Genomic DNA, 20,221 nt, shown 5'->3' on the forward strand with positions numbered 1-20,221 from the left:
AGGCCTTTTTTCTATGTATGAAAAGGAGAAATCATTTATGGATAAATATATTAACATGAAAAATCCTCCAAGATTTAGTGGGGAATGGAAGTTTTTCGCCTTTTTCTTTTTAGATCTATTAACGCTTGGTGGTTGCTTTTTTTGGGCGAAAATAGTCAATAATCTTGTCCACTTACCACTCTTTTTTGCACTCTTGAATTATGGCTTATGGATTGCGATATCTCTAGTGATTGTTTGGCGACCCTATAATAACCCAGGTCAACGCCAGATTTTTGCGATTATCGAATCTATTTTTTTTACGGACAAGAACCATTACCATGCCCTAGATCCTAACCGAAATTATCATGGTACGTATAAGGAGGATGAATAAATGCGAGTCAAAGGACAAAACTCTGTTGATAAGAAATCCATTTTTCAGTTTGGAAAACCAGAAGAACGATCGATCTTGGATTTATTTCCTTATAAATCCTGTACAGAAGAGGGGGTCTTAGTTACTAAAGAAGATCATTTTCAACGTTATTATCGTGTAGTTTCCACTGACGTGGAGGGATTAAATGAACAAGAGAAACTGGAACGAATGAATCAGTTGACCACCGTCATGCGTACGTATGTGCCAACAATTAAGTTAGTTAGTTTGACCACAGAAACGGATCTAACGGAGCAAATCGTGCAAAAGCGGCAGTTATTAGAAAAGAATCGTATGGAACAATCCTTAGGAAGAAATCTACAGCGATTAAGAAAATATGAAAAGAAATTAGTAGAGGAAATCCAGGAATTGAAACGAGCAGAACAAGAACGTCCTGACTTAAGCTTCTTTTTCATCATTGAGGGAAAGACAATCAAGGATTTACAAACCAGAAACCGTCAATTAATGCGATCCAGTGGCATTTTAGGGTTAAAACCGCTCTACAAAAAAGAATTGATCAAGATTCTTTATCGAATGAACAATATGAATGATGAGTAGGAATGGAGAAGAGAGAATGAAATATCCGTTGATATGGTTAGAAAAAGATGTTCCGAAGGAAGAAATCACTAGAAAATTTCCTCACACGTTAAGCTTGGGTAAGTTGGGAAAAGGGCAATCTTTTAACCAAGTAAAGAATCAAACAAGAAGAGGTGATTGTACATGTTAGAAGCGATTAAAACAGCTTTTTCACCACAAAATGATCAAAAAGTACTTGATCCATTAAAGCAACTAGGAAATCGGGAAATAGAAATTTTAAAATCCAAAGGGTATGATTTAGATTTTTTAAAACAAGTGATGCCACAAGGTGGATTAAATTTCGATGAAGAGTATGTGACCTATGGAAATGGTTATTCACGGTGTGTGACAGTTTATCACTACACAAAAAATCCTACTCTTTTTTGGTTGGCTAATCTTATGAACAATCCTCATACAGTGGCCACACTCGATGTTAGCACAGATGAAAAGCAAAAAGTGATTGATCAAATAAACCGCGCCTTAGATGAATTAAATGATCGATCAGATAATGAACGAAAAGCGACTGACCGAAATAAAAGCGCAGAAGAATACCTAGAACTAGCGGAATATGCAAGAAAATTGACTTCTAATGGGGAAATTTCTAAACAAGTCAAAGTGAGAATACATGTTTACGGGAACACGATTCAAGAAGTAGATGAACGAGCGCAGGAACTGATCGAAAACCTCAAAGGAATGGATTATCGTGCGGTGACTTATCTGCATAAAACCAAACGAGATTGGCAATCGATGTTTACCATGTTCGATGAACAAGCTGAATGGTTCGGAAATATCAAAGGGCAATCACTACCATCGTTAAACATTGGCGGAGGTTTCCCGTTCCACCACCAAACGCTAAAAGATCCAGGAGGGACACAATATGGGGAAACCATGACAGGCGGCCCATTTGTCTGGAATGCGACGTATAAAAATAGTGTACGGTTGTCTACTAATACCTTGCTTCTAGGAATGATGGGAGCTGGTAAATCGACCGTTCTTAAAATGATTGCGGAAGCCCATTTAGCTGCAGGAGACTTTATTTGGGGCTTTGAAAAGGGAAAAGACTTTATTCCTTTCTTAAAGGAATATAACGGTATTATGGTGCGTTTAGACGGATCTGACGGAATGATCAATCCTTTAGAGATATTTGCCACACGGACGTATGATGAAGCATCCAGTTTATATGACGATGGATCAGTCAAAGATTTGAAGATCAATGAAGCAGCGTCCTATCAAACGCACTTAGACAAAGTGGTCTATCAGGTACAGTTAGTGAGTCCTCAGCTAAAAGGAACGATGAAAGCAGAATTTAAGACCTATTTAAATCGTTTTTATGAAGAGTACGGAACAGTACCACGCGGCTTTACTTCCTCAAATTCGCGTTCAAATACGGAGACGCAAGTCACAGGGAAAGATCCAGAAGCTTATCCGACGTTCAAAGAATTTTTAGACTTTTTAGGACAACTGGAATTACCAGGTGCTTCCCAAGAGAAAAAGAATCGAAAAGAAGAAATGGAATCCATCGTAGAATCCTTATGTGAGACGTATGGCATGATTTTTGATGGTCATAGTACGATTCGACACCTTGACCAACAACAGTTGGTCTTTTTTGACATTGACTCTATTACAGGCTTAGATCGAGGGGTACAACAATGTCAAATGTACATGGCTATGACGTTGATTTGGAATCAGGCATTGATTCAAGGAAGAAGACAACGACGTTTAATTAAAGAAAAACAAATGGAAGAACAAGACTTCAAACGCTTCTTGGCGATGATTGATGAGTGCCATAATGCGATTAATCCAGATTTTATTGAAACGGTAAATTATGTCACAAACTTTCAACGAGAAATGCGTAAAGTAGAAGCAATGACTGTTTTAGCTACACAATCCCCACAAGAAATGGTGCCAGAAAATATGTCTTCTGATAACTTCTCGAAACTGAAGAAAGTCTTTGAATTTTCTTCTACGAAGATCTTTATGCGTATGGATGAATCTATTTTACGTCATATAGAAGGATTAGTTGGTAAATCAATGACGAACTCAGAATTAGAATCCATTCCTCAACAAAATCAAGGAGACGCTGTGATCAATTTTGGCTCAAAAGAAACCATTCGTGTTCATTTTAGTCCGAACAAACGTCAATTAAAATTGTTTGATGGAGGAAAATAATGGAAAACCAAAATGAAAGTTTAATCAAGCAGTATGTTAAGCGTCGTGCAAAGCGACGCTTATTTTTGTGGTTGTTTGGGACTTCTGCAGGTTTGATTACTATTTTGATTACTGTGTTCGTGACCCTTTTTCTAATACTTGCGGCGGGTTCGATTGATAATTCTGATTCAGATTCAAGTAGTGGTGGCGAAGATTTTACAGGAGAATATTCGGAAGGATTACCCATTTATAAAGAAATCAAAGGAAGAGGCCCTTTTTCTGATGAGATTGCGCAATATGCTGTAGGTGCAGCAGTGAAATATAAATTATTACCAAGTGTGATTCTTTCGCAATACGGTTATGAATCAGCGTTTGGTACGTCGGCGTCCGCAAGAAATGATCTCAACTATTTTGGGATTACGTGGTTTGATGGGTGTCTGTTTCCTAAAGGAACTGCGCGAGGAATCGGTGGCATTGAAGGGGGCTGGTACATGAAGTTTCCCAACTCAAAAGCAGCCTTCTCCTATTACGGCTTTATGGTAGCCACACAATCAAATTTTAATGCATGTGTAGGAAATAAAAGCCCTGGCGCAAGCTTATTGATCTTAGGACGAGGGGGTTATGCCGCTGCAGGAATCACTGAAGATAGTCCTTATTATACAGGTTGTATGTCGATTATTACCTCAAATAAATTAACAGAATATGATGAATTTGCGATCAAACATTGGGGAGAAGGCGGAAATGACAACGGTACGATTACTGGTGAATGGACGAATCCTTTCCCTGGCAGCAGTTTAGATAAAAGTTCCTTCAGCGGTGGTCAATTATTTGGAACGAATCCAGGCGGTGAATTCCGTCCGAATGGTTTCCATGATGGATTAGACTTTGGTTCAGTTGATCATCCAGGAAGTGAGATTCATGCGGTTCATGGAGGAAAAGTCGTGTACGTTGGAAATCCTGGTATTTCAGGTTTGGGCGCGTGTGTGATCGTGATTAATTACGACGGCTTGAATATGGTATATCAAGAATTTGCAAATAGTACAGGAAATTCTCGTGTGAAAGTGGGAGATCAAGTGAAAGTTGGTCAAGTAATCGGGATACGAGATACAGCACACTTGCATTTAGGTTTCACTCGAATGGATTGGCGTCAAGCACAAGGACACGCATTCACAGATGATGGTACATGGATCGATCCATTACCATTTTTGAATAGCAGCAAAAAATAGATCAGGAGAAAAAATATGGAAAATAAAACGTTAAAAATCGTCTTAACAGCTGCACTCAGCATTAGCTTAATTGGCAATATCGCGCTCTTTTGGCAGCTGAAAGAGGAACAAGCGACAAATACCTATAAAATTGAAGAAGTGGCTAAAAACGCGTCTGAGAAGCTCAAAAAAAATTCCTCTGAGGCACAGGCGAAGATCGACAAGTTAAATCAAACCATCAATGAGAAAAACCAAGAAATCGATCAGCTGAAGCAACAAGACGGTACAAAAGCAAAAGAAGAAGTCACAGATGCCCAAAGAAAGACGGCAGAAGAGTTCGGTCAATTGGCCATTGATAAATCACTAAGCAGAAATGAATTAACGGAAAAACTAAAAGATGTCGCAACCCAAGAAGTGATCGACAAATTAAGTCCTGCAGATGATGATCACCAACATGATGATTATGGAAGTTACTCCTTTACATTAGGTGACGTGCAAACTTACGCTGAAACAAGCAGTGTAAAAGAGGAACAAAATTTTGTCGTATTTGTTGATTATACAATCGGCAATCCTCAATTCAAAGATGTCAAACCGCAAAAAATAAAAGGTGGATTAACTGTCACTGAAAAACAAGTAGATGGTCAATGGAAAGTCACAGACTTTAGTTATTTCACTCGTTAGGAGGAAGAAAATGAGTAAGAAAAAAGGAGCAAGACAACGTTTTAAAAAACGGAAAAGTTATCTTAGATGGCTGGGAATCTTTACGATTCTCGGCTTTTTGATTCTTGCTAGTCCGATTTATACGCATAAGAAGGTAAACATACCAGATGAGGTAAGCACGAACGCTTTTTTAAACACGAAAGAACTGACAATGGTATCAAAAGAAAAAGGAGCGAATCAGCAATTAGTTTTTGAATTTGCGATTGACGATGAGGATCAAGGCTTATTAAAAGAACTGGCTAATCTTGATTATCGCGTAGAAGTAAAGACAGCTAAAGGTGATTATCAAGCAATAAAAGCCAAATTGATCAAGGTGTCTGATGATTATTTTGTAGTGAAATTAGCACATGTACCAGAAGAATATATCGCCATGCGTTTAACCATTGTTCCTGAAAAAATTGATCCAAAAGTGGATATGCAAGAACCACAAGATCTGATTTATTACGTTCACGAAGATAAGGTTAAGGATCAAGTGAAAGATGATAATTATGAACAACATGCGATCAATTACAAAGTGAAAGGATACAAGAAAGAACAAAAAGCAGCACAAAAACAGATTGAATCCTTGCAAGCAACCATTGATTTGAATGAAGAATTAGTGAATAAACTAAAAGACCAATTGCCTTATCAAGTCGCAGATGATCAGGAAAATACTGAAAATAAGATTAATGGTTACCAGCAAGAAATTGAAACATCAAAAGCGCAAATGAAAGATCAAGAAGAGATCATTCAAAAACTTCAAGAAAAAATTGATCGTATTAGACAAGAAAATATTTAGAAGAACAGGTGGAGTGTAAGAAATGAAGCGAGCGAATTTGGTCGGCAAAGATACTTTCGCTGAGCAGAAAGTATTGATTAAAGCCTATCTTAAAGTTGTAAAAGCCAAAGAAATAAGTCAAGAAGTGAAGCTATCTAACACGACAATATCTGAGTTGAAGAATGGTAGAAAGAATTTAGATACCTTAAAATTCAGATCATTTGAAGCTTTGTATTTAGCTGCTAAAAAATACTTTACAGCTGATAGCAAATAAAAACACAGGAGGATTTTATGTGAAAAAAGTATATCAAAAATGTTTATGGATCAGCTATATCACCTTAGGTATAGCTGCTTTTTTATTTAGTTTAGCTGTTATCGTCGGTACAATTTTTCTTTGGTTTACCAATGAAGATTTATCATTTAATTGGTTCATGAGTCTACTATCGTTTATTATGTTGATCTTTTTATGTTTAGAAATACGCGAATTCATGCCTTCTCATTGGCAAGATAAGAGGAAAGAGTTTAGGGAAGAAATCGAAATGAAATCGGACGACTGGATTGAACACACCTGGTTTCCTCTGAAAAGAAACAGCAAACGAAAGGAATTTTGGGTGCTGCAATTATGGCCAATAGGAAAACTTTTTAGTTACATGGCTTCACTTATGGTTACTTTAATCGGTTATTTGGTGGTGGCCTATTACTTGTTAAGTGAGCCAAAACAGATTGCGGCGTCAATTATATTCACGGTAGTAATAACATTAATGTGTGTCATGTGCTTTTCTATTTTTAGTTACTTACTCGTTCAATTTGTCAGGAAAAATTTAACAATGAGTAATCTTTTCAAAAGTTTATTGGACTTACTTATCTTAGGCAGTATGTTAACGACTCTAGCAGATTGGTCCGAGCAATCTGGAAGAACGGTAGAGGGGATAAAGAACTTCTTAACGACGATCGATCAATTTATAAATCGATATATGTATTTGTTTGAAGTAGGATTTATTCTCGCTTTGTTTGGTTATGTATTCATGAAACTTATTAAAAGATCAATCGAAAAAGAAATGGTTATTGATCTAATTCCGAAGCTGAGTGGCTATGAGTATTACGTTGATTTTGGAAAGTATGAGGAGCTGATCCATACGGATGTTGTTCATACGAGTATTCAAGAAGCGACCGTTAAGGGCATCAGATCTATTTTAAAAGATGGACAGGAGACGAAAACAATCGACCGAAGAAAAGAGGTCTACAATTTTTATAAAGTTGAAGCAAGTCTACGATATGGCATTGGGAAATTGTGGTTAGATGGGAGTAATATTCAACAAAACCAACCATATGTTTTAGGAAAAGTGGTGATTTAGAACTTCCTATGAAAGATGAATAAATAAGGAGAATCCTTTGAAAATGATTCTTCTTTACAGAATTGTGCTTATAGTTGGCACGGAATTAAAAATCTTAAAGAAGGAGCAGTTATTCAAAGTGAAAGAAAATCAGGATCAATTACTATGTAGTAAAGCGGGTATGGTGAACATTGAATACCGAACAGAATATTTAGAATTAATGGATCAAACTGATTTTTTGTCGATTCGAGAGCAACAAGAGCAAGAAAAATTAATGGCTACTTATAGCCAATTGATTGATGAGTGGGAACAGTTCAAGGAATCTAAAATATAAAATTCCATTTAAACACCTTATTTTTTAAAGAGCATAAGGAAACGTGGGAACACTTTTTAAAAAAAGCGTTCCAATAGGCTGTGCCTATTACGTTTCTCAAAAATAAATGTGGGAACAAAATATTTAAAAATAGGATAGTGAAAGGATAGTGAAGGATAGTAAAAGGAGGGTAGTAGGATAGCAAAAAGGGTAGGCTCCTTTTCGCTATCCTTTTTAAATTGGAGGAATTAATATGGAAGTAAGAATAAGAAATGTGGATGAGAAAATCGTAAGAGAAATTGATCGAAGATGTGACGAACTAAGTAACCGTACGGGTCATAAATGGAGTCGTAACGATTATTTAAAATTACTAATAGAAAATGATTTTGATCGTCCTTTGATGGAATATAAAAAAGAAAAGTTTGATCAGTTATTAGAAAAGTTTTCAGAAATTCAAAGCTATAACACAAAGATATTAGAAGAATATGTTAGCCAAAACAATCGTATTTTAGAAATCTTGATCGAGCAAAATAGAGGAAGTGAACTTTGATATGGCAAAGGTTATAGACAAACACATTTACTTTCACCAAACACATATCGATGTGTTGGATGAGATTATTTCTACTCATGCAGAAGTTAAAAACTATAGTGAAGCCGTTCGGTTTCTATGTATGAATTATGATCCAGAAATGGAGAAAAAAGTAAATTCCAATCAAGCAAAGTTGAATGGAATGAGTAAAGAAATTTCTATTTTAACCGAAATGGTTTCAGAGTTTGCAGATCTTCATTTGAAAGATACAGGAATACTAATTGGTACAAATTCAACGGTTTACCAAGAAGCAAAAGAACGTGTGGAAGGAAAAATTAAATCTAATCAAACCAAAAAATATTCCCCTCAGTTGAAGAAACCTGTGAATGAATCTGTTCATGCCAGAGTAGATCCATTTGATCCAACGAAGATTCTAAAAAGATAAAAAGTAGAAGGGGAACGTGATGAATAAATCGCCTGCAGTCATTCTTACTTGTCAATTTACCTTGCCCAATAAAAAATCTTTTTCAACATACATTGATTATATGACAAGAGAAAAAGCGCTGGAAGAAATGGAACGACGTACGCCTGAAGAAGAACAGGAACTGCAACGAATCAAGAATGCTTTAGAGGATTTTTATATTCCTGAAGGAGAAACTTTTTCGGAGAGTAAGACGGATAAAGAATTCAGTGAAACGTCGAATGAAGCTCAATCTTTGATGGGAAATGGGATCAATTTTGACAAGTTAGAGGAACAAGATTTTACCAAATATCTTTCTTATATGACCCGTCACTATGCGTTAGAACAAAAGAAAGAACTTACGCAAAGTGAACAAAAAGAATACCAACGCTTGAACCAAGCAATAAAAAAATATCAAACAGAGCCACACAAAAAAGCTTTAGGAAATCTTCCTGGAGTTTTTTCTATGGCTTCAGACGAAGTGAAAGGAAGTGATCTGAAGGAGATTAAGCAAATCTTCCAAAGAGGACAACAAAAAGGCTCAATCATTTATCAAGATGTTGTCTCTCATGATAATTCTTATCTTGAAAAAATAGGATTGTACGATACCAAAACAGATACTTTAGATGAAGAAGGGTTAAAAGCAGCTGGAAGAAAAATGATGGAGACATTATTCGAGAAAGAGCAACTGAATGAAACAGGCTACTGGATGGCAACGATTCACCGCAATACTAAACATATCCATATTCATTTTGCAGTTGTTGAAAAAGAAAATACGCGTAAACCTTACACTGAGGTTGAAAATGGTGTGAGTTATATCGTACCGAAAGGTAAGAGAAGACAAGCAACATTAGACGCAATGAAGACCAATTATGTACATGAGTTAGAACGTTTTTCTTATGAAAAGGATCGAATGATTGGTATGGAGAAACGAAATTTATTGACACGAAAAAGTGATTTGCGTAACAGCTTAACAAAAGTGGTAAAAGAGCCAGTACGTTATGATCGACACGCAATGAACTTATTAAATGAAGTATATAGAACCTTACCTGAAAAACGTTCGGAATGGAATTATGGGGATGAAAATCGAACTAAACTTTCACCATACACAAGAGAGAAACTCGACGAGTTAACCCAATATGTGTTAACAAAAGAACCTGAATATCAAGAATATATACAGATTTCAAAAGCATTGAAAGAAGAAGCAGAAAGTCTTTATGGGGAAAGCAAGAGAGAATCAAAGGATACAGAGAAAAACGCTCTCTTTGATTTAAAAAAGCGCACAGGAAATGCCATCCTAACAGAGCTGAAGAAACAGGATAGTCAAATAAAACCATTAATAGAAAGTGTTGATCAGATGCAATCTATTTACAATGAACGATCCTTTCGAACGCTTAAACAATTGCCAACGAATGAATACAAATATAGTTACGAAGAATTCATGAAGCGCAGGAAACAATTCCAACAAAGAGTTGTCACGCAGCGGAGTTTACGTCAATTAAATCGAACGATTAATGCCCATGAAGAAAAATACCACGCAAGTAAAGCATACGAAGAGCAACAACGAAGAATTCAAATGGAACAAGAAAGACAGTAGGAGGAAGAGAAATGAAACGATATTTGAATCAATGGAAAGTCATAGAAGGATCACTAAAAAAAGAACGAATCGAACAACTTCCCGATTGTTTGGAAAAAGAGCATTTGTTCCAGATAAGAGAAATGTTGAGAAACGAACAGTTTGATCCAAATCAATTTTTAGTCGTTGAGTACCCAGCTACTGGTGTGTATTGTTGTAATCATGTGAATGGTGAAAAATATTTTATCATTCAAGAATATGAGGGCAAGTTAGCACCTTATTATACTACTTGGGAAATGAATGAAGAGGGAATCAATAACTTTCCATGTAAAAGCATTGAAGAGTCCATTTCACTCACAGAGTGTTAGTTGTTAAGTGAATAAAAGAAGTAAAAGAGTCCTGAACGTGATTGTCCAGGACTCTTTTTTTCAATGAATTGTTTTCCGCCAATTTATTGAGTGGTGCGATTTCCGACTACATTATATCAAAAGAAAGGAGGAAGAAGAAATGGTTTATTCAACTATTGGAGTTGTTGTTGAAAAAAGCAGAGACAATCTCGTTTTTGTGACAGAAATTCAAACAGGCAGATCTTTTGTCGTCACAGACAAAGCGGCAAAAGCTTATCAAAGTGGCGATATTTTAACGTTAAATCTGACTACGAAGACGTTCGTCGATGCGACAGAAGATTATCCATTTGTTTAGGAGGAAACGGACATGGCAGAAGAAAAAGAACCACTAGACAATAGTCGTTTGGGAAAATCCAAAAGAAAATTAGTACGATTGCAAAATGAATTAAACGAACAAATTGAAAAGATGTTTGAACACCAGAGAAAGACCAACGGTCAACCAATGAACGATAAGAGAAATGGGCATTCTTGGTTTAGGCAACAAGAGCGAATCGAAAATAAAGTGCATAGTCTGAGAGAAGAGATCAAGCAACAAGAAAAACAAGTAGAAAAACTTGAAAGACAAGAAGAGATAAAGGAAATGGGCTATAACAAGTACGGCGGACTGGATATGACGATCGAGAATATTCCAAGAATCAAAGAAGAAATCGAACGCTTTGAAAAAGGTGAATCGACTTTTTCAGCCGCTACGATCCGAAAATACCAACGGAAATTGGAAACATTAGAACAGCTGAAAGAAAGATCGGAAAAAGGAAAAGAAAACCTTCTTCCTGAAGTACAAGCAATCATTGACAGCGGACGAGTGACGCAATGGAAAAAAAATCCGACCATTTATTTTCTGAAAGGCTATCGAAAAGTCACTTTAGAACTGAATGAAAACGGGGAATTTGAGGAATCTAAAAAATACCAAGCCACGTCGGAAGAGGAAAAAGCAGCTGTTCGTGAATTACTTGAAGAGGCTGTACCAACTGATTCTTTGAAGGAGAAAGAAAACGATCATTTTTATCGAGTAGAATTCAACGAAAATGATCCAGAAAAAGGATTGAAAAGTTATGGTGGGGAGATCGTAACATTCGAATTGATCGATCAACTCAAAACGTTGGATAACCAATACGCCGCAGAAGCAGGTTATTATAAATTCTATTTTGAAGAAGTGAAGAACGGAGAAGTAGTCGATCAGATCCGAATGGATCTAGGGGATGGCGTCAACAGTAATCAACCCATCTATTTAGAGTTAGCAAAATTGTGCGAACAAGTACCTGAGAAGGAACAAAAACAATCGGTCAAAAATGAACCTGTTTCGAAAGAACAAATGCAGTCGAAAGAAACAAAAACAAAACAAAAGGGCTATCAAAAACGAACGGCAGAAGAGATTAAACAAGAAGTTAAATCCCTTTCGCAACAGGCACTGGATGCGGTGAAAAAGCATACTCATTCTCCTGAAGACGTCAAAGAACTTTTGAACTTTATGTCTCGTTTTCCAGAACGATCCTTTAGAAATCAATTATTGATTGAGGAACAATTTCCAGGTGCAACGGCTTGTTTAGGTCGTGCCGCGTTGAAAAAAGAAGGAATCTATATCAAAAAAGGGGAACAAGGGAACAAGATCTTTGTCAGAAAAACGGTCAAAGGATTTTATGAGAAAGGACGTGGCTTTGTTCGAGAAATAGAAGCTACACCAGAAGATAAAAAACGAATCGAAAGTGGTCAAATCGAAGTGATCAAAAAAACTTACTACACGATTGAAAAAGTGTTTGATATCACACAAACACAGTTAAAACCTGAAGACTATCCGAAAATCTTTCCGAACCGTGTCTTTGATTTTCAATTGGATAAAAAAGGACAGTCAGAACTTCAAGCTGGGATTCAAGCGGTAGCCAACAATATTGGAATACAAATTCGAGATATGACAGAAAGTGAAGTCTATCAAAGAGAATTAGGACAAGCACGTGGGGCGTATGTTCGTAACGAATTTACTGGCGAAGAAGAAATCGTCATGAATACTCGAAATACTCCTACGCAGCATTTAGCTACAAGTATTCATGAATTAGCCCATGCAAGAATGCACAAATTTTCAGAATTAGATACCGCAACTAAAGAATTGCAGGCAGAAATGACTTCTTATATTGTGTGCAAACATTTTGGAATGGACACGTCGGAGAAAGCTATTCCTTATATTGCAGCATGGACGAAGAATGGTCAGACGTTGGATGATAAGGAAGCTGCGGAACGTGGGAAAATCATGAATGATGTCAGCCGTGTCGCAAATGAATTCATTCAAACCATTTCTAATGAAATCAATCAATACAGAGAAAGAGAACCAGAGATCCAACCAGCAGAAGTGAAGCAGGAGCATAAAAATACTGTAGAAACGGCAGAACAAAAGAATATTGTTCCTGTTGGTTCACTTTGGATCGACAAGAAAGACGGGAAAGTAATGGAAGAAGATACGGGTCGAACGTTACATTTGAAGGATGCGGCGTTTATTGAAGATCCGCAGCATAATCAAGTAATTTTAAAAGGAAAAAGTTATGGAAAAGAGATCCAAACGGCGTTACCTTCAGAAGAATTTGCGCTAGGAAATCCATTCCGATTTTCACTTGAGACAGTGTCAGAAGTGGCAAAACGAAAAAATGAAATCTATTATGAACAACAATTGTCACAAAAAGAACGTGTATAAAACAAGTAAAAAAGACTATCTGAAAAACGGATAGTCTTTTTTCTTTTGGGAGGTTTTAAAATGACCGAGAAAAAAATGAGTCTTATTGATCGATGTAAACAGATCGATATAGTGGATTTTGCTCGAAACAATGGAATGGCTGTAGTCAATAAAGGACGAGACTATCGCTTAGAAGACCATGATTCATTTGTTTTTGATCGAAGAAAACAACGTTTTTATTGGAACAGTCAAAATATTAGTGGCGACATTATTGAATTAGCTAAACTTTTTTTCATAGACAAAGAGATCCAAGACCCTAAGCAACAATTTAAAGCAGCCACTGATTTTATTCTAAAGAATGAAGACAAAACAGAACGAGTGGAAAATCTTCATTTTGAGACAGAAAAGTACAAAGATCACCCCGTTGATTATCAACCACTCACAGAAAAAGGAAGGAATTATCTGAAGGAAGAACGAAAACTACCAGAGTGGCTGATTGATTATGCAGAAAAAGAAGGGTTGATTGCTGAACTAAAGCCGAAACATGAACGGCAAAATTTTTTAGTTGGAGACGACCGTTTAGATCATGCGGTTGCTTTTTTATGGAAAGATCCACAGACAGGAGAGACAGTAGGGGCAAGTTATCAAGGAACGATCGTCGATTTTAATCGTTTCGGTAAACGGGGAACGTATAAACACATTGACAAGAATCCTACGCCAAATCACGGATTTAATTTAAAAATAGGCGATCCGAAGCATTTAAAATTCTTTGAAAGTAGTATTGATCTGTTAAGTTACGCTGCATTGAATCGGGAGAAACTACAAGATGCCTGGTTAGTTTCGATGGACGGGTTAAAACATCATGTAATCAGTCATTACGTTGAAGAGTCGATTTCTGAATTAAGTCGAAAACAAACATTTCCTCAATCGATTGAAGTATGTGTGGACAATGATCGTGCAGGACATATTTTTTATGAAAAAGAACAGATGAAGGGAATCGTTGATCCTTTTACCAATAAGAAAATCCGTTGTGAGCGAGGAATTCCAAATGATTGGCAAGTACCTAAAGAATACAAAGCTACTTATGAAGCAGTCGCAAAAGAAATGAGTGTTGAACCTGAAGCAATTATGGCCATACACAAAACTGAAACTAATTTACAGCTGACAAATCAATTGGTGTCTGCTCATGATGTTCAATCTACGTTTGGAAAGATGTTGGCGAAGGGCGAACCAGTAGAAACAATTGATTTGAAAGAAGCATGTACCACGGTCGCGAAGGAACTGAAAGTATGTGAACGCGCAGATGGAACATACAACTTTGATCGTTTTTATAGTAGAAAAGCCAACATAAAAGACGTTAATGCAGGAATCCTTCTTTCCTATAAAGCAGAACAATACTACAAAGGCTATAAAAAGCATGAACATGAATTTGTACCTGAAGTGAAAAAGGATTGGAATGATCAATTGAAGCATGAGATCCAGCAACAAGAAATCAGAAAGCAAAAACGTGCGATGTTGTTTCAACAAGGCAGACAACAAGAAAGGGAGTGAAGTCGTCACTATGAAAACCGTCATTTTAGCAGAAAAACCGTCACAAGCGAAGGCTTATGCCGATAGCTTTTCTAAAGCTACCCGAAAAGATGGGTATTTTGAGATCCAAGATCGATTGTTTACAGGAGAAACTGTGATCACGTATGGTTTTGGTCATTTAGTCGAGTTAGATTCGCCCGATATGTACGATGAAAAATGGAAACAATGGGCATTAGAACATTTGCCTATTTTCCCCAATCAATACCACTATCATGTTCCTAAAGATAAGAAAAAGCAGTTTAGTGTCGTCAAACGACAGCTGCAGTCAGCTGATACGATTGTGATCGCGACTGATAGCGATCGTGAAGGGGAGCTGATTGCCTGGTCAATCATTCAACAAGCAGGCGCCAATCAAGGAAAAACCTTTAAAAGACTTTGGATCAACTCCTTAGAAAAAGAAGCCATTTATCAGGGATTCCAACAGTTACGAGACGCAGAAGAGACCTATCCAAAATTTGAAGAAGCACAAGCACGTCAGATCGCCGATTGGTTAATTGGGATGAACGGTAGCCCACTGTATAGTTTACTCTTGCAGCAAAAAGGCATACCAGGAAGTTTTTCTTTAGGTAGAGTCCAAACCCCAACACTCTATATGATTTATCAATTGCAGGAAAAGATTAGAAACTTCCAAAAAGAACCATATTTTGAAGGAAAAGCCCAAGTAATCGCTCAAAATGGCGCATTTGATGCGAAGCTTGATCCAAATGAAACCCAAGCGACACAAGAAGCATTTGAAGCCTATTTAAAAGAAAAAGGTGTTCAATTAGGAAAACAGCCAGGTACGATCCTTCAAGTCGAAACAGAGAAAAAAAGTGCGGCTAGCCCACGTCTTTTTTCTTTATCGAGCCTTCAGTCTAAAATGAATCAACTCATGAAAGCTAGTGCCAAAGATACTTTGGAAGCCATGCAAGGGTTGTATGAAGGAAAATATCTAAGCTATCCGCGAACGGATACCCCTTATATTACGGAAGGGGAATATGCGTATCTGTTGGATCACTTAGACGAATACAAGCATTTTTTAAAAGCCGAAGCGATTCCGACTCCTATTCATACACCGAATAGTCGGTATGTGAATAATAAGAAAGTCCAGGAACATTACGCGATCATTCCTACAAAAACGGTTATGACAGCAGCGGCTTTTGAACAACTAAGTCCACTGCAGCAGGCTATTTATGAACAAGTGTTAAAAACAACGGTGGCCATGTTTGCGGAAAAGTATACCTATGAAGAAACAACGATCTTGACGCAAGTTCAGCAGCTTCAGTTAAAGGCAATCGGAAAGGTGCCGCTAGATCTAGGTTGGAAGAAGTTATTTGGAAAAGAGAGCGACGGAAAAGAGAAGGAAGAAGAGCCGCTACTTCCTAAAGTGACAAAAGGAGAAATGGTGACGGTGGATCTACAAGTTCTTGAAAAAGAAACCAAGCCACCACAACCTTATACCGAAGGTACGTTGATCACTGCAATGAAAACAGCTGGGAAAACCGTGGATAGTGAAGAAGCGCAATCCATATTGAAAGAAGTGGAAGGAATCGGTACAGAAGCGACACGGGCGAATATTATTGAAACCTTGAAACAAAAGGAATATATCAAGGTAGAGAAAAATAAGCTCGTGGTGACGAATAAAGGGATTTTGCTTTGCCAAGCCGTGGAAAAAGAGCCGCTGCTTACGAGCGCCGAAATGACCGCCAAATGGGAAAGCTACTTGTTAAAGATCGGTGAACGAAAAGGAACACAAACCACTTTTCTAGCCAATATCCAAAAATTTGTCTCTCACTTATTGGAAGTCGTACCAGGGCAAATCCAATCCACTGATTTTGGATCGACGTTACAAGAAGTGAAAGCAGCCAGTGAAAAGCAAGAAGCCGCGCGTCATTTAGGAATTTGTCCAAAATGCCAGGAACAAGAAGTCTTGCTCTATCAAAAGGTGGCAGCTTGTACGTCTGAAGCCTGTGATTTTAAATTATGGACAACGATTGCCAAAAAGAAACTCACAGCGACACAGCTGAAGGAGATCATTCAAAATAGCCGAACAAGCCAACCAGTGAAAGGGTTAAAAGGTCAGAAGGGTTCATTTGAAGCAACGATTGTTTTAAAAGAAGACTTCACTACAGGCTTTGAATTTTCTGAAAAGAAAAAAACGAACTTCAAGAAAAGAACACGCCGCACTGCAAAATAATGGAGGGTTAATCTTATGCGTAATACCACACACAAACAACAAGAAATCGAAAATCAAAAAGCCAAAATTCGTTCAGAACAGGAAAAAATGCGTGCCAGCAAACGAAGACTGCAGCAATTGAAGAACCAGCAGAGGATTCAAAAAGAAATCGAATTAGATCGATAAAATCTTCCTAACTATTGTATACGTATAAACTTATGTTATACTGTTTTTATAAGTTTATACGTATACAAAGGAGGGAGAAAATGACAAAAGCAATGGTATACAAGCTGCTAGAAGAATTTAATGGAACTTTGGCTTTGAAGGATGCCAAAAAAGCGGGCATTTCTCCTGTAACGATCAAACGTATGGTAGATCGAGGGGAGCTGGATCGAGAGTATCCAGGTTTTTTCACCTTACCTGGTCAATTTCCTGATGAATTGTTTATGGCGCAAAAAAAATATGAACGCGGCATTATTTCACATATTACCGCGTTAGATTTGTATGATTTAACAGATATGATCCCTAGACAGATCGATCTGACTGTACCTTACGGTTATCACGTTTCTGAAAAAGGATTGAAGGAATTCGCAGTTGAGCTACACTATACAAAAGCGGAATGGTATGAATTAGGTAAGATTGAAATAAAAAGTCGCTATGGGAATCCTATTATAGCTTATGATACAGAAAGAACTTTATGTGACATTTGGAATCCCTGGTATACCGTTGAGGATGAAATCAAAGTAAAAGCAATCAAAAACTATATGGAGTCGGACAGAAAAAATCTTAGAAAATTGAATGAGTATCGACGAATTTTACCAACAGACAAAACGATGCGTTCTTATATTATGGCTTTAAATTAAAGGAGAAGATACATGACACCTACGCAGTTAAAAGCAAAAGTGAAGAATATTTCTAGAGAAAAAGAAGTTGATCCGCAGCTTGTTTTAAGACATTTTATGATGGAAAAATTCTTGGAAAAAATCTCAGAGTCTCCTTATCGTGAAAATTTTGTGTTAAAAGGCGGCTTCTTGATTGGCTCAAAGTATGGCATTGAAAATCGCACAACCAAAGATATTGATACGACTTTACGGGAAATGAAAGTAACCAAAGAAACATTAACAACGGTTCTAAACGAAATTTTTTCAACGCCGACGAAAGAAGGCATTCAATTTGAGATTCAAGGAATGAAAGAAACGAGAGAAACCGATTACTATCCAGGATTTAGCTTACGTGTGCTGGCACATTTGGAAAACATGCGGCCAGATTTTAAGGTAGATGTGACTACAGGTGACTCGATCTATCCTGCAACGATCACTCACAGTCATAAATTGATGTTTGAGGATCGAACGATTCCTTTGGAATCCTATCCTACAGAACAAATTATTGCTGAAAAATTAAGTGCAACCTTTGATTTTTTAACAGATAATTCGAGAGGAAAAGATTTTTATGATCTCTATACTATTCCTAAAATGGAGAAGATCGATGAGAAGACCTTGAAAGATAGTGTGAGAAATACATTTACACGTCGAGGAAAAACTGATCCGTTAAAGATATACTATGAAAAGGATATGGATGTACTGAAAAATAGTCACGAGCTAAAAGATACCTGGAAGAAATATCAAAAAAGCAATCCTTATGCTGCATCGATCACGTACGATGAGACAATGGATTCGATTAGTAATTTGATGGAAAAAGTGATTCACGTCGAAGAAAAAGAGCAAAAACTAGCTTATCAAAGACACCAACAGATGAATAGAGAAATGGAGAGATAAAGATGATTAATAATGTGACATTAGTAGGACGCTTAACCAAAGATCCTGATTTACGTTATACCGCAAGTGGTACTGCAGTAGCGACTTTTACCCTAGCCGTCAACCGAAATTTCACGAATCAAAACGGCAATCGAGAAGCCGATTTTATTAACTGCGTGATTTGGCGCAAACCAGCAGAAACAATGGCGACATTAGCTAAAAAAGGTAGCTTGATTGGTGTAGTTGGGCGGATTCAAACGCGGACTTACGACAACCAGCAAGGACAACGTGTATATGTGACTGAAGTTGTAGCAGATAACTTTCAACTATTAGAAAGTAAAGCAGCGACAGAGAGCCGTGCGCACGCTGATCAATCGTCCACCAGTCCAAGCACCGCCACCTTCGAACAACGGGATACAGCGACGCCTAACAACAATGGATTGAACGCTTCACAGAATCCATTTGGTGGACAATCAATCGATATTAGCGATGATGATCTACCGTTTTAGTTTGAGAAAGAAGGAGTAAGCATGGCAAAAAAAATTAGTCTGACGATGGATCTATTGATACCCGTAATTGCATTTATAGACGGGATTTCTTTGGGCGTCACTGAAAATCCTTTGGTAAATAGAATTGCGAAAGGATCACTATTTCTTGTATTCGTGTATCTTGTCTGTTCTTATCTTTTAAAAAGAGCAGGAAAGGATAATTCCTTTTGGCGATTGACTAAAGTCACAGTAGCAGCGACAGCTGTTATACTTACGGCTATTCTACCGCTTTATATGTAGAGTTAACGGGAAATCGTTGAACTTCTTGCGAAATATTGCTATAATGAACATGAAAAAGAGGAGTTGCGCTAACAACCCCTCATTAACAGCACCGATTAAAGAACGGTGGCAGAATATTAGTTATTTGGAAATAACCGCTGACCTGCTAAAGTAGACGGTTATTTCTTTTTGTCATTTTTAAGCATATTTACAATCAAACTAATCAAAGCAATGGTAAACATACCAAAACCAAGAATGGTTTGAATTGTCTCATATGCGGACAAAAGGCTTACTCCTTTCATAGATTTTAGCACTTACATTCATAAGCACCACCACCTTTCCAGAAGTCGCCACCGTCTTCAAACTTTACTGTCTTGACTATTATAGCATATCTAAAATCGAATAAAAATTCTCAATTTTAACTGTTTTTGCTATAATTTTAGCGAGGTGATCGTGATGAACAAATATGTTGGTTTGCTTGATAAAATCCGAGTAATAAAAACACAACCATTATTGGTTCGCTTTACTTTACAAACAATTCATGAATCGATTAATTGTGTAGTTGCAGATATTGAAATTATCGATAAATTGTTAATTATGGATGATGGAAAATACAATATTGCCGTCACAGGTCATTTCAATAAACGGAATCAATTAGTCATTGAATCGATGCAAATTAGAAACCCTGATCATTTTACGCGATCAATGGGCATATAAATAAAAGAAGAGCTGCAATCCTAATGTAGGACTGCAGCTCTTTTTGTTTTACATAGAAACAGGAAGAAAGGGAAAGGCCTGTTTAGGAAGGCACAAGTGCCTTCTCAATTGAAAAACCTTTCTCTCACTCCAACCGCCACCGCCGTTC

At 37.2% G+C, this 20,221-nt stretch carries 24 protein-coding genes; 23 read left to right on the forward strand and 1 reads right to left on the reverse strand.

What is annotated here, in order from left to right; all coding sequences use genetic code 11:
* Window positions 1-37 precede the first annotated feature (37 nt).
* The 22 genes from IGL31_RS13220 (at window position 38) to IGL31_RS13325 (ending at window position 19,377) form a co-directional block, all read left to right on the forward strand.
* Window positions 38-370: a hypothetical protein gene (locus IGL31_RS13220; RefSeq protein WP_086300301.1), complete on the forward strand. Its 333-nt coding sequence runs from the start codon at window positions 38-40 to the stop codon at window positions 368-370.
* Window positions 371-964, forward strand: coding sequence for a hypothetical protein (locus IGL31_RS13225; protein WP_086300300.1), 594 nt, complete (start codon window positions 371-373; stop codon window positions 962-964).
* 162 nt (window positions 965-1,126) lie between these two features.
* Window positions 1,127-3,151 (forward strand): VirB4 family type IV secretion system protein, encoded by a 2,025-nt coding sequence (locus IGL31_RS13230; RefSeq protein ID WP_086300299.1) that lies wholly within the window; start codon window positions 1,127-1,129, stop codon window positions 3,149-3,151.
* The gene (locus IGL31_RS13235; RefSeq protein WP_086300298.1) at window positions 3,151-4,356 is read left to right on the forward strand and encodes a glucosaminidase domain-containing protein; all 1,206 of its coding nucleotides are present in this window, start codon (window positions 3,151-3,153) and stop codon (window positions 4,354-4,356) included. Before IGL31_RS13230 ends, IGL31_RS13235 begins: the two co-directional genes overlap by 1 nt.
* Window positions 4,357-4,371: 15 nt before the next feature.
* Entirely contained in the window at window positions 4,372-5,016 is a 645-nt protein-coding gene (locus tag IGL31_RS13240; protein WP_002321287.1) for a hypothetical protein, read from the forward strand.
* 10 nt (window positions 5,017-5,026) lie between these two features.
* On the forward strand, window positions 5,027-5,833 hold the full coding sequence (locus tag IGL31_RS13245) for a hypothetical protein (protein ID WP_002335356.1): 807 nt from the start codon (window positions 5,027-5,029) through the stop codon (window positions 5,831-5,833).
* 22 nt (window positions 5,834-5,855) lie between these two features.
* Window positions 5,856-6,086, forward strand: a complete 231-nt coding sequence (locus IGL31_RS13250) for a hypothetical protein (protein ID WP_002316063.1) — start codon at window positions 5,856-5,858, stop codon at window positions 6,084-6,086.
* A 19-nt stretch (window positions 6,087-6,105) separates the two neighbouring features.
* Entirely contained in the window at window positions 6,106-7,167 is a 1,062-nt protein-coding gene (locus tag IGL31_RS13255; protein WP_002335355.1) for a hypothetical protein, read from the forward strand.
* 43 nt (window positions 7,168-7,210) lie between these two features.
* Entirely contained in the window at window positions 7,211-7,480 is a 270-nt protein-coding gene (locus IGL31_RS13260) for a hypothetical protein (RefSeq protein ID WP_002335354.1), read from the forward strand.
* A 232-nt stretch (window positions 7,481-7,712) separates the two neighbouring features.
* A complete protein-coding gene (locus IGL31_RS13265; protein ID WP_002299246.1) occupies window positions 7,713-8,009 on the forward strand; it encodes a hypothetical protein in 297 nt (98 codons plus the stop codon).
* A gap of 1 nt (window position 8,010) precedes the next feature.
* Window positions 8,011-8,433: a hypothetical protein gene (locus tag IGL31_RS13270; protein ID WP_002310988.1), complete on the forward strand. Its 423-nt coding sequence runs from the start codon at window positions 8,011-8,013 to the stop codon at window positions 8,431-8,433.
* 19 nt (window positions 8,434-8,452) lie between these two features.
* A complete protein-coding gene (gene mobP2, locus IGL31_RS13275) occupies window positions 8,453-10,045 on the forward strand; it encodes a MobP2 family relaxase (protein WP_002335353.1) in 1,593 nt (530 codons plus the stop codon).
* Between the two features lie 11 nt (window positions 10,046-10,056).
* Window positions 10,057-10,392 carry a hypothetical protein gene (locus tag IGL31_RS13280; protein WP_002295640.1) on the forward strand — a complete coding sequence of 112 codons (336 nt, stop codon included), beginning with the start codon at window positions 10,057-10,059 and terminating at the stop codon, window positions 10,390-10,392.
* Between the two features lie 139 nt (window positions 10,393-10,531).
* Window positions 10,532-10,726, forward strand: a complete 195-nt coding sequence (locus IGL31_RS13285; protein ID WP_086300297.1) for a hypothetical protein — start codon at window positions 10,532-10,534, stop codon at window positions 10,724-10,726.
* 12 nt (window positions 10,727-10,738) lie between these two features.
* Window positions 10,739-13,111 carry an ArdC-like ssDNA-binding domain-containing protein gene (locus tag IGL31_RS13290; protein WP_002335352.1) on the forward strand — a complete coding sequence of 791 codons (2,373 nt, stop codon included), beginning with the start codon at window positions 10,739-10,741 and terminating at the stop codon, window positions 13,109-13,111.
* Between the two features lie 60 nt (window positions 13,112-13,171).
* Window positions 13,172-14,641: a toprim domain-containing protein gene (locus IGL31_RS13295; RefSeq protein ID WP_002335351.1), complete on the forward strand. Its 1,470-nt coding sequence runs from the start codon at window positions 13,172-13,174 to the stop codon at window positions 14,639-14,641.
* Window positions 14,642-14,651: 10 nt separating this feature from the next.
* Window positions 14,652-16,856 carry a type IA DNA topoisomerase gene (locus tag IGL31_RS13300; protein WP_002295634.1) on the forward strand — a complete coding sequence of 735 codons (2,205 nt, stop codon included), beginning with the start codon at window positions 14,652-14,654 and terminating at the stop codon, window positions 16,854-16,856.
* A gap of 15 nt (window positions 16,857-16,871) precedes the next feature.
* Window positions 16,872-17,021: a hypothetical protein gene (locus IGL31_RS13305; protein WP_002295632.1), complete on the forward strand. Its 150-nt coding sequence runs from the start codon at window positions 16,872-16,874 to the stop codon at window positions 17,019-17,021.
* Between the two features lie 80 nt (window positions 17,022-17,101).
* Window positions 17,102-17,698, forward strand: a complete 597-nt coding sequence (locus tag IGL31_RS13310) for a type IV toxin-antitoxin system AbiEi family antitoxin domain-containing protein (RefSeq protein WP_002295629.1) — start codon at window positions 17,102-17,104, stop codon at window positions 17,696-17,698.
* A 12-nt stretch (window positions 17,699-17,710) separates the two neighbouring features.
* A complete protein-coding gene (locus IGL31_RS13315) occupies window positions 17,711-18,610 on the forward strand; it encodes a nucleotidyl transferase AbiEii/AbiGii toxin family protein (RefSeq protein WP_002328352.1) in 900 nt (299 codons plus the stop codon).
* Window positions 18,611-18,612: 2 nt separating this feature from the next.
* Window positions 18,613-19,098: a single-stranded DNA-binding protein gene (ssb, locus tag IGL31_RS13320; RefSeq protein ID WP_002295626.1), complete on the forward strand. Its 486-nt coding sequence runs from the start codon at window positions 18,613-18,615 to the stop codon at window positions 19,096-19,098.
* Window positions 19,099-19,119: 21 nt separating this feature from the next.
* Window positions 19,120-19,377, forward strand: a complete 258-nt coding sequence (locus tag IGL31_RS13325; RefSeq protein ID WP_002295625.1) for a hypothetical protein — start codon at window positions 19,120-19,122, stop codon at window positions 19,375-19,377.
* A 158-nt stretch (window positions 19,378-19,535) separates the two neighbouring features.
* On the opposite strand, the gene IGL31_RS13330 is transcribed toward IGL31_RS13325, so the two are convergent.
* Entirely contained in the window at window positions 19,536-19,658 is a 123-nt protein-coding gene (locus IGL31_RS13330; protein ID WP_002295624.1) for a putative holin-like toxin, read from the reverse strand.
* A gap of 154 nt (window positions 19,659-19,812) precedes the next feature.
* Here IGL31_RS13330 and IGL31_RS13335 point away from each other — a divergent pair, with 154 nt between their 5' ends.
* Complete coding sequence (locus tag IGL31_RS13335) at window positions 19,813-20,073, forward strand: hypothetical protein (RefSeq protein ID WP_002295623.1); 261 nt, start codon at window positions 19,813-19,815, stop codon at window positions 20,071-20,073.
* The last annotated feature ends 148 nt before the right edge of the window (window positions 20,074-20,221 follow it).

It is taken from the genome of Enterococcus sp. MSG3290 (assembly GCF_050555565.1).
GTDB classification, from domain to species: Bacteria; Bacillota; Bacilli; order Lactobacillales; family Enterococcaceae; genus Enterococcus_B; species Enterococcus_B faecium.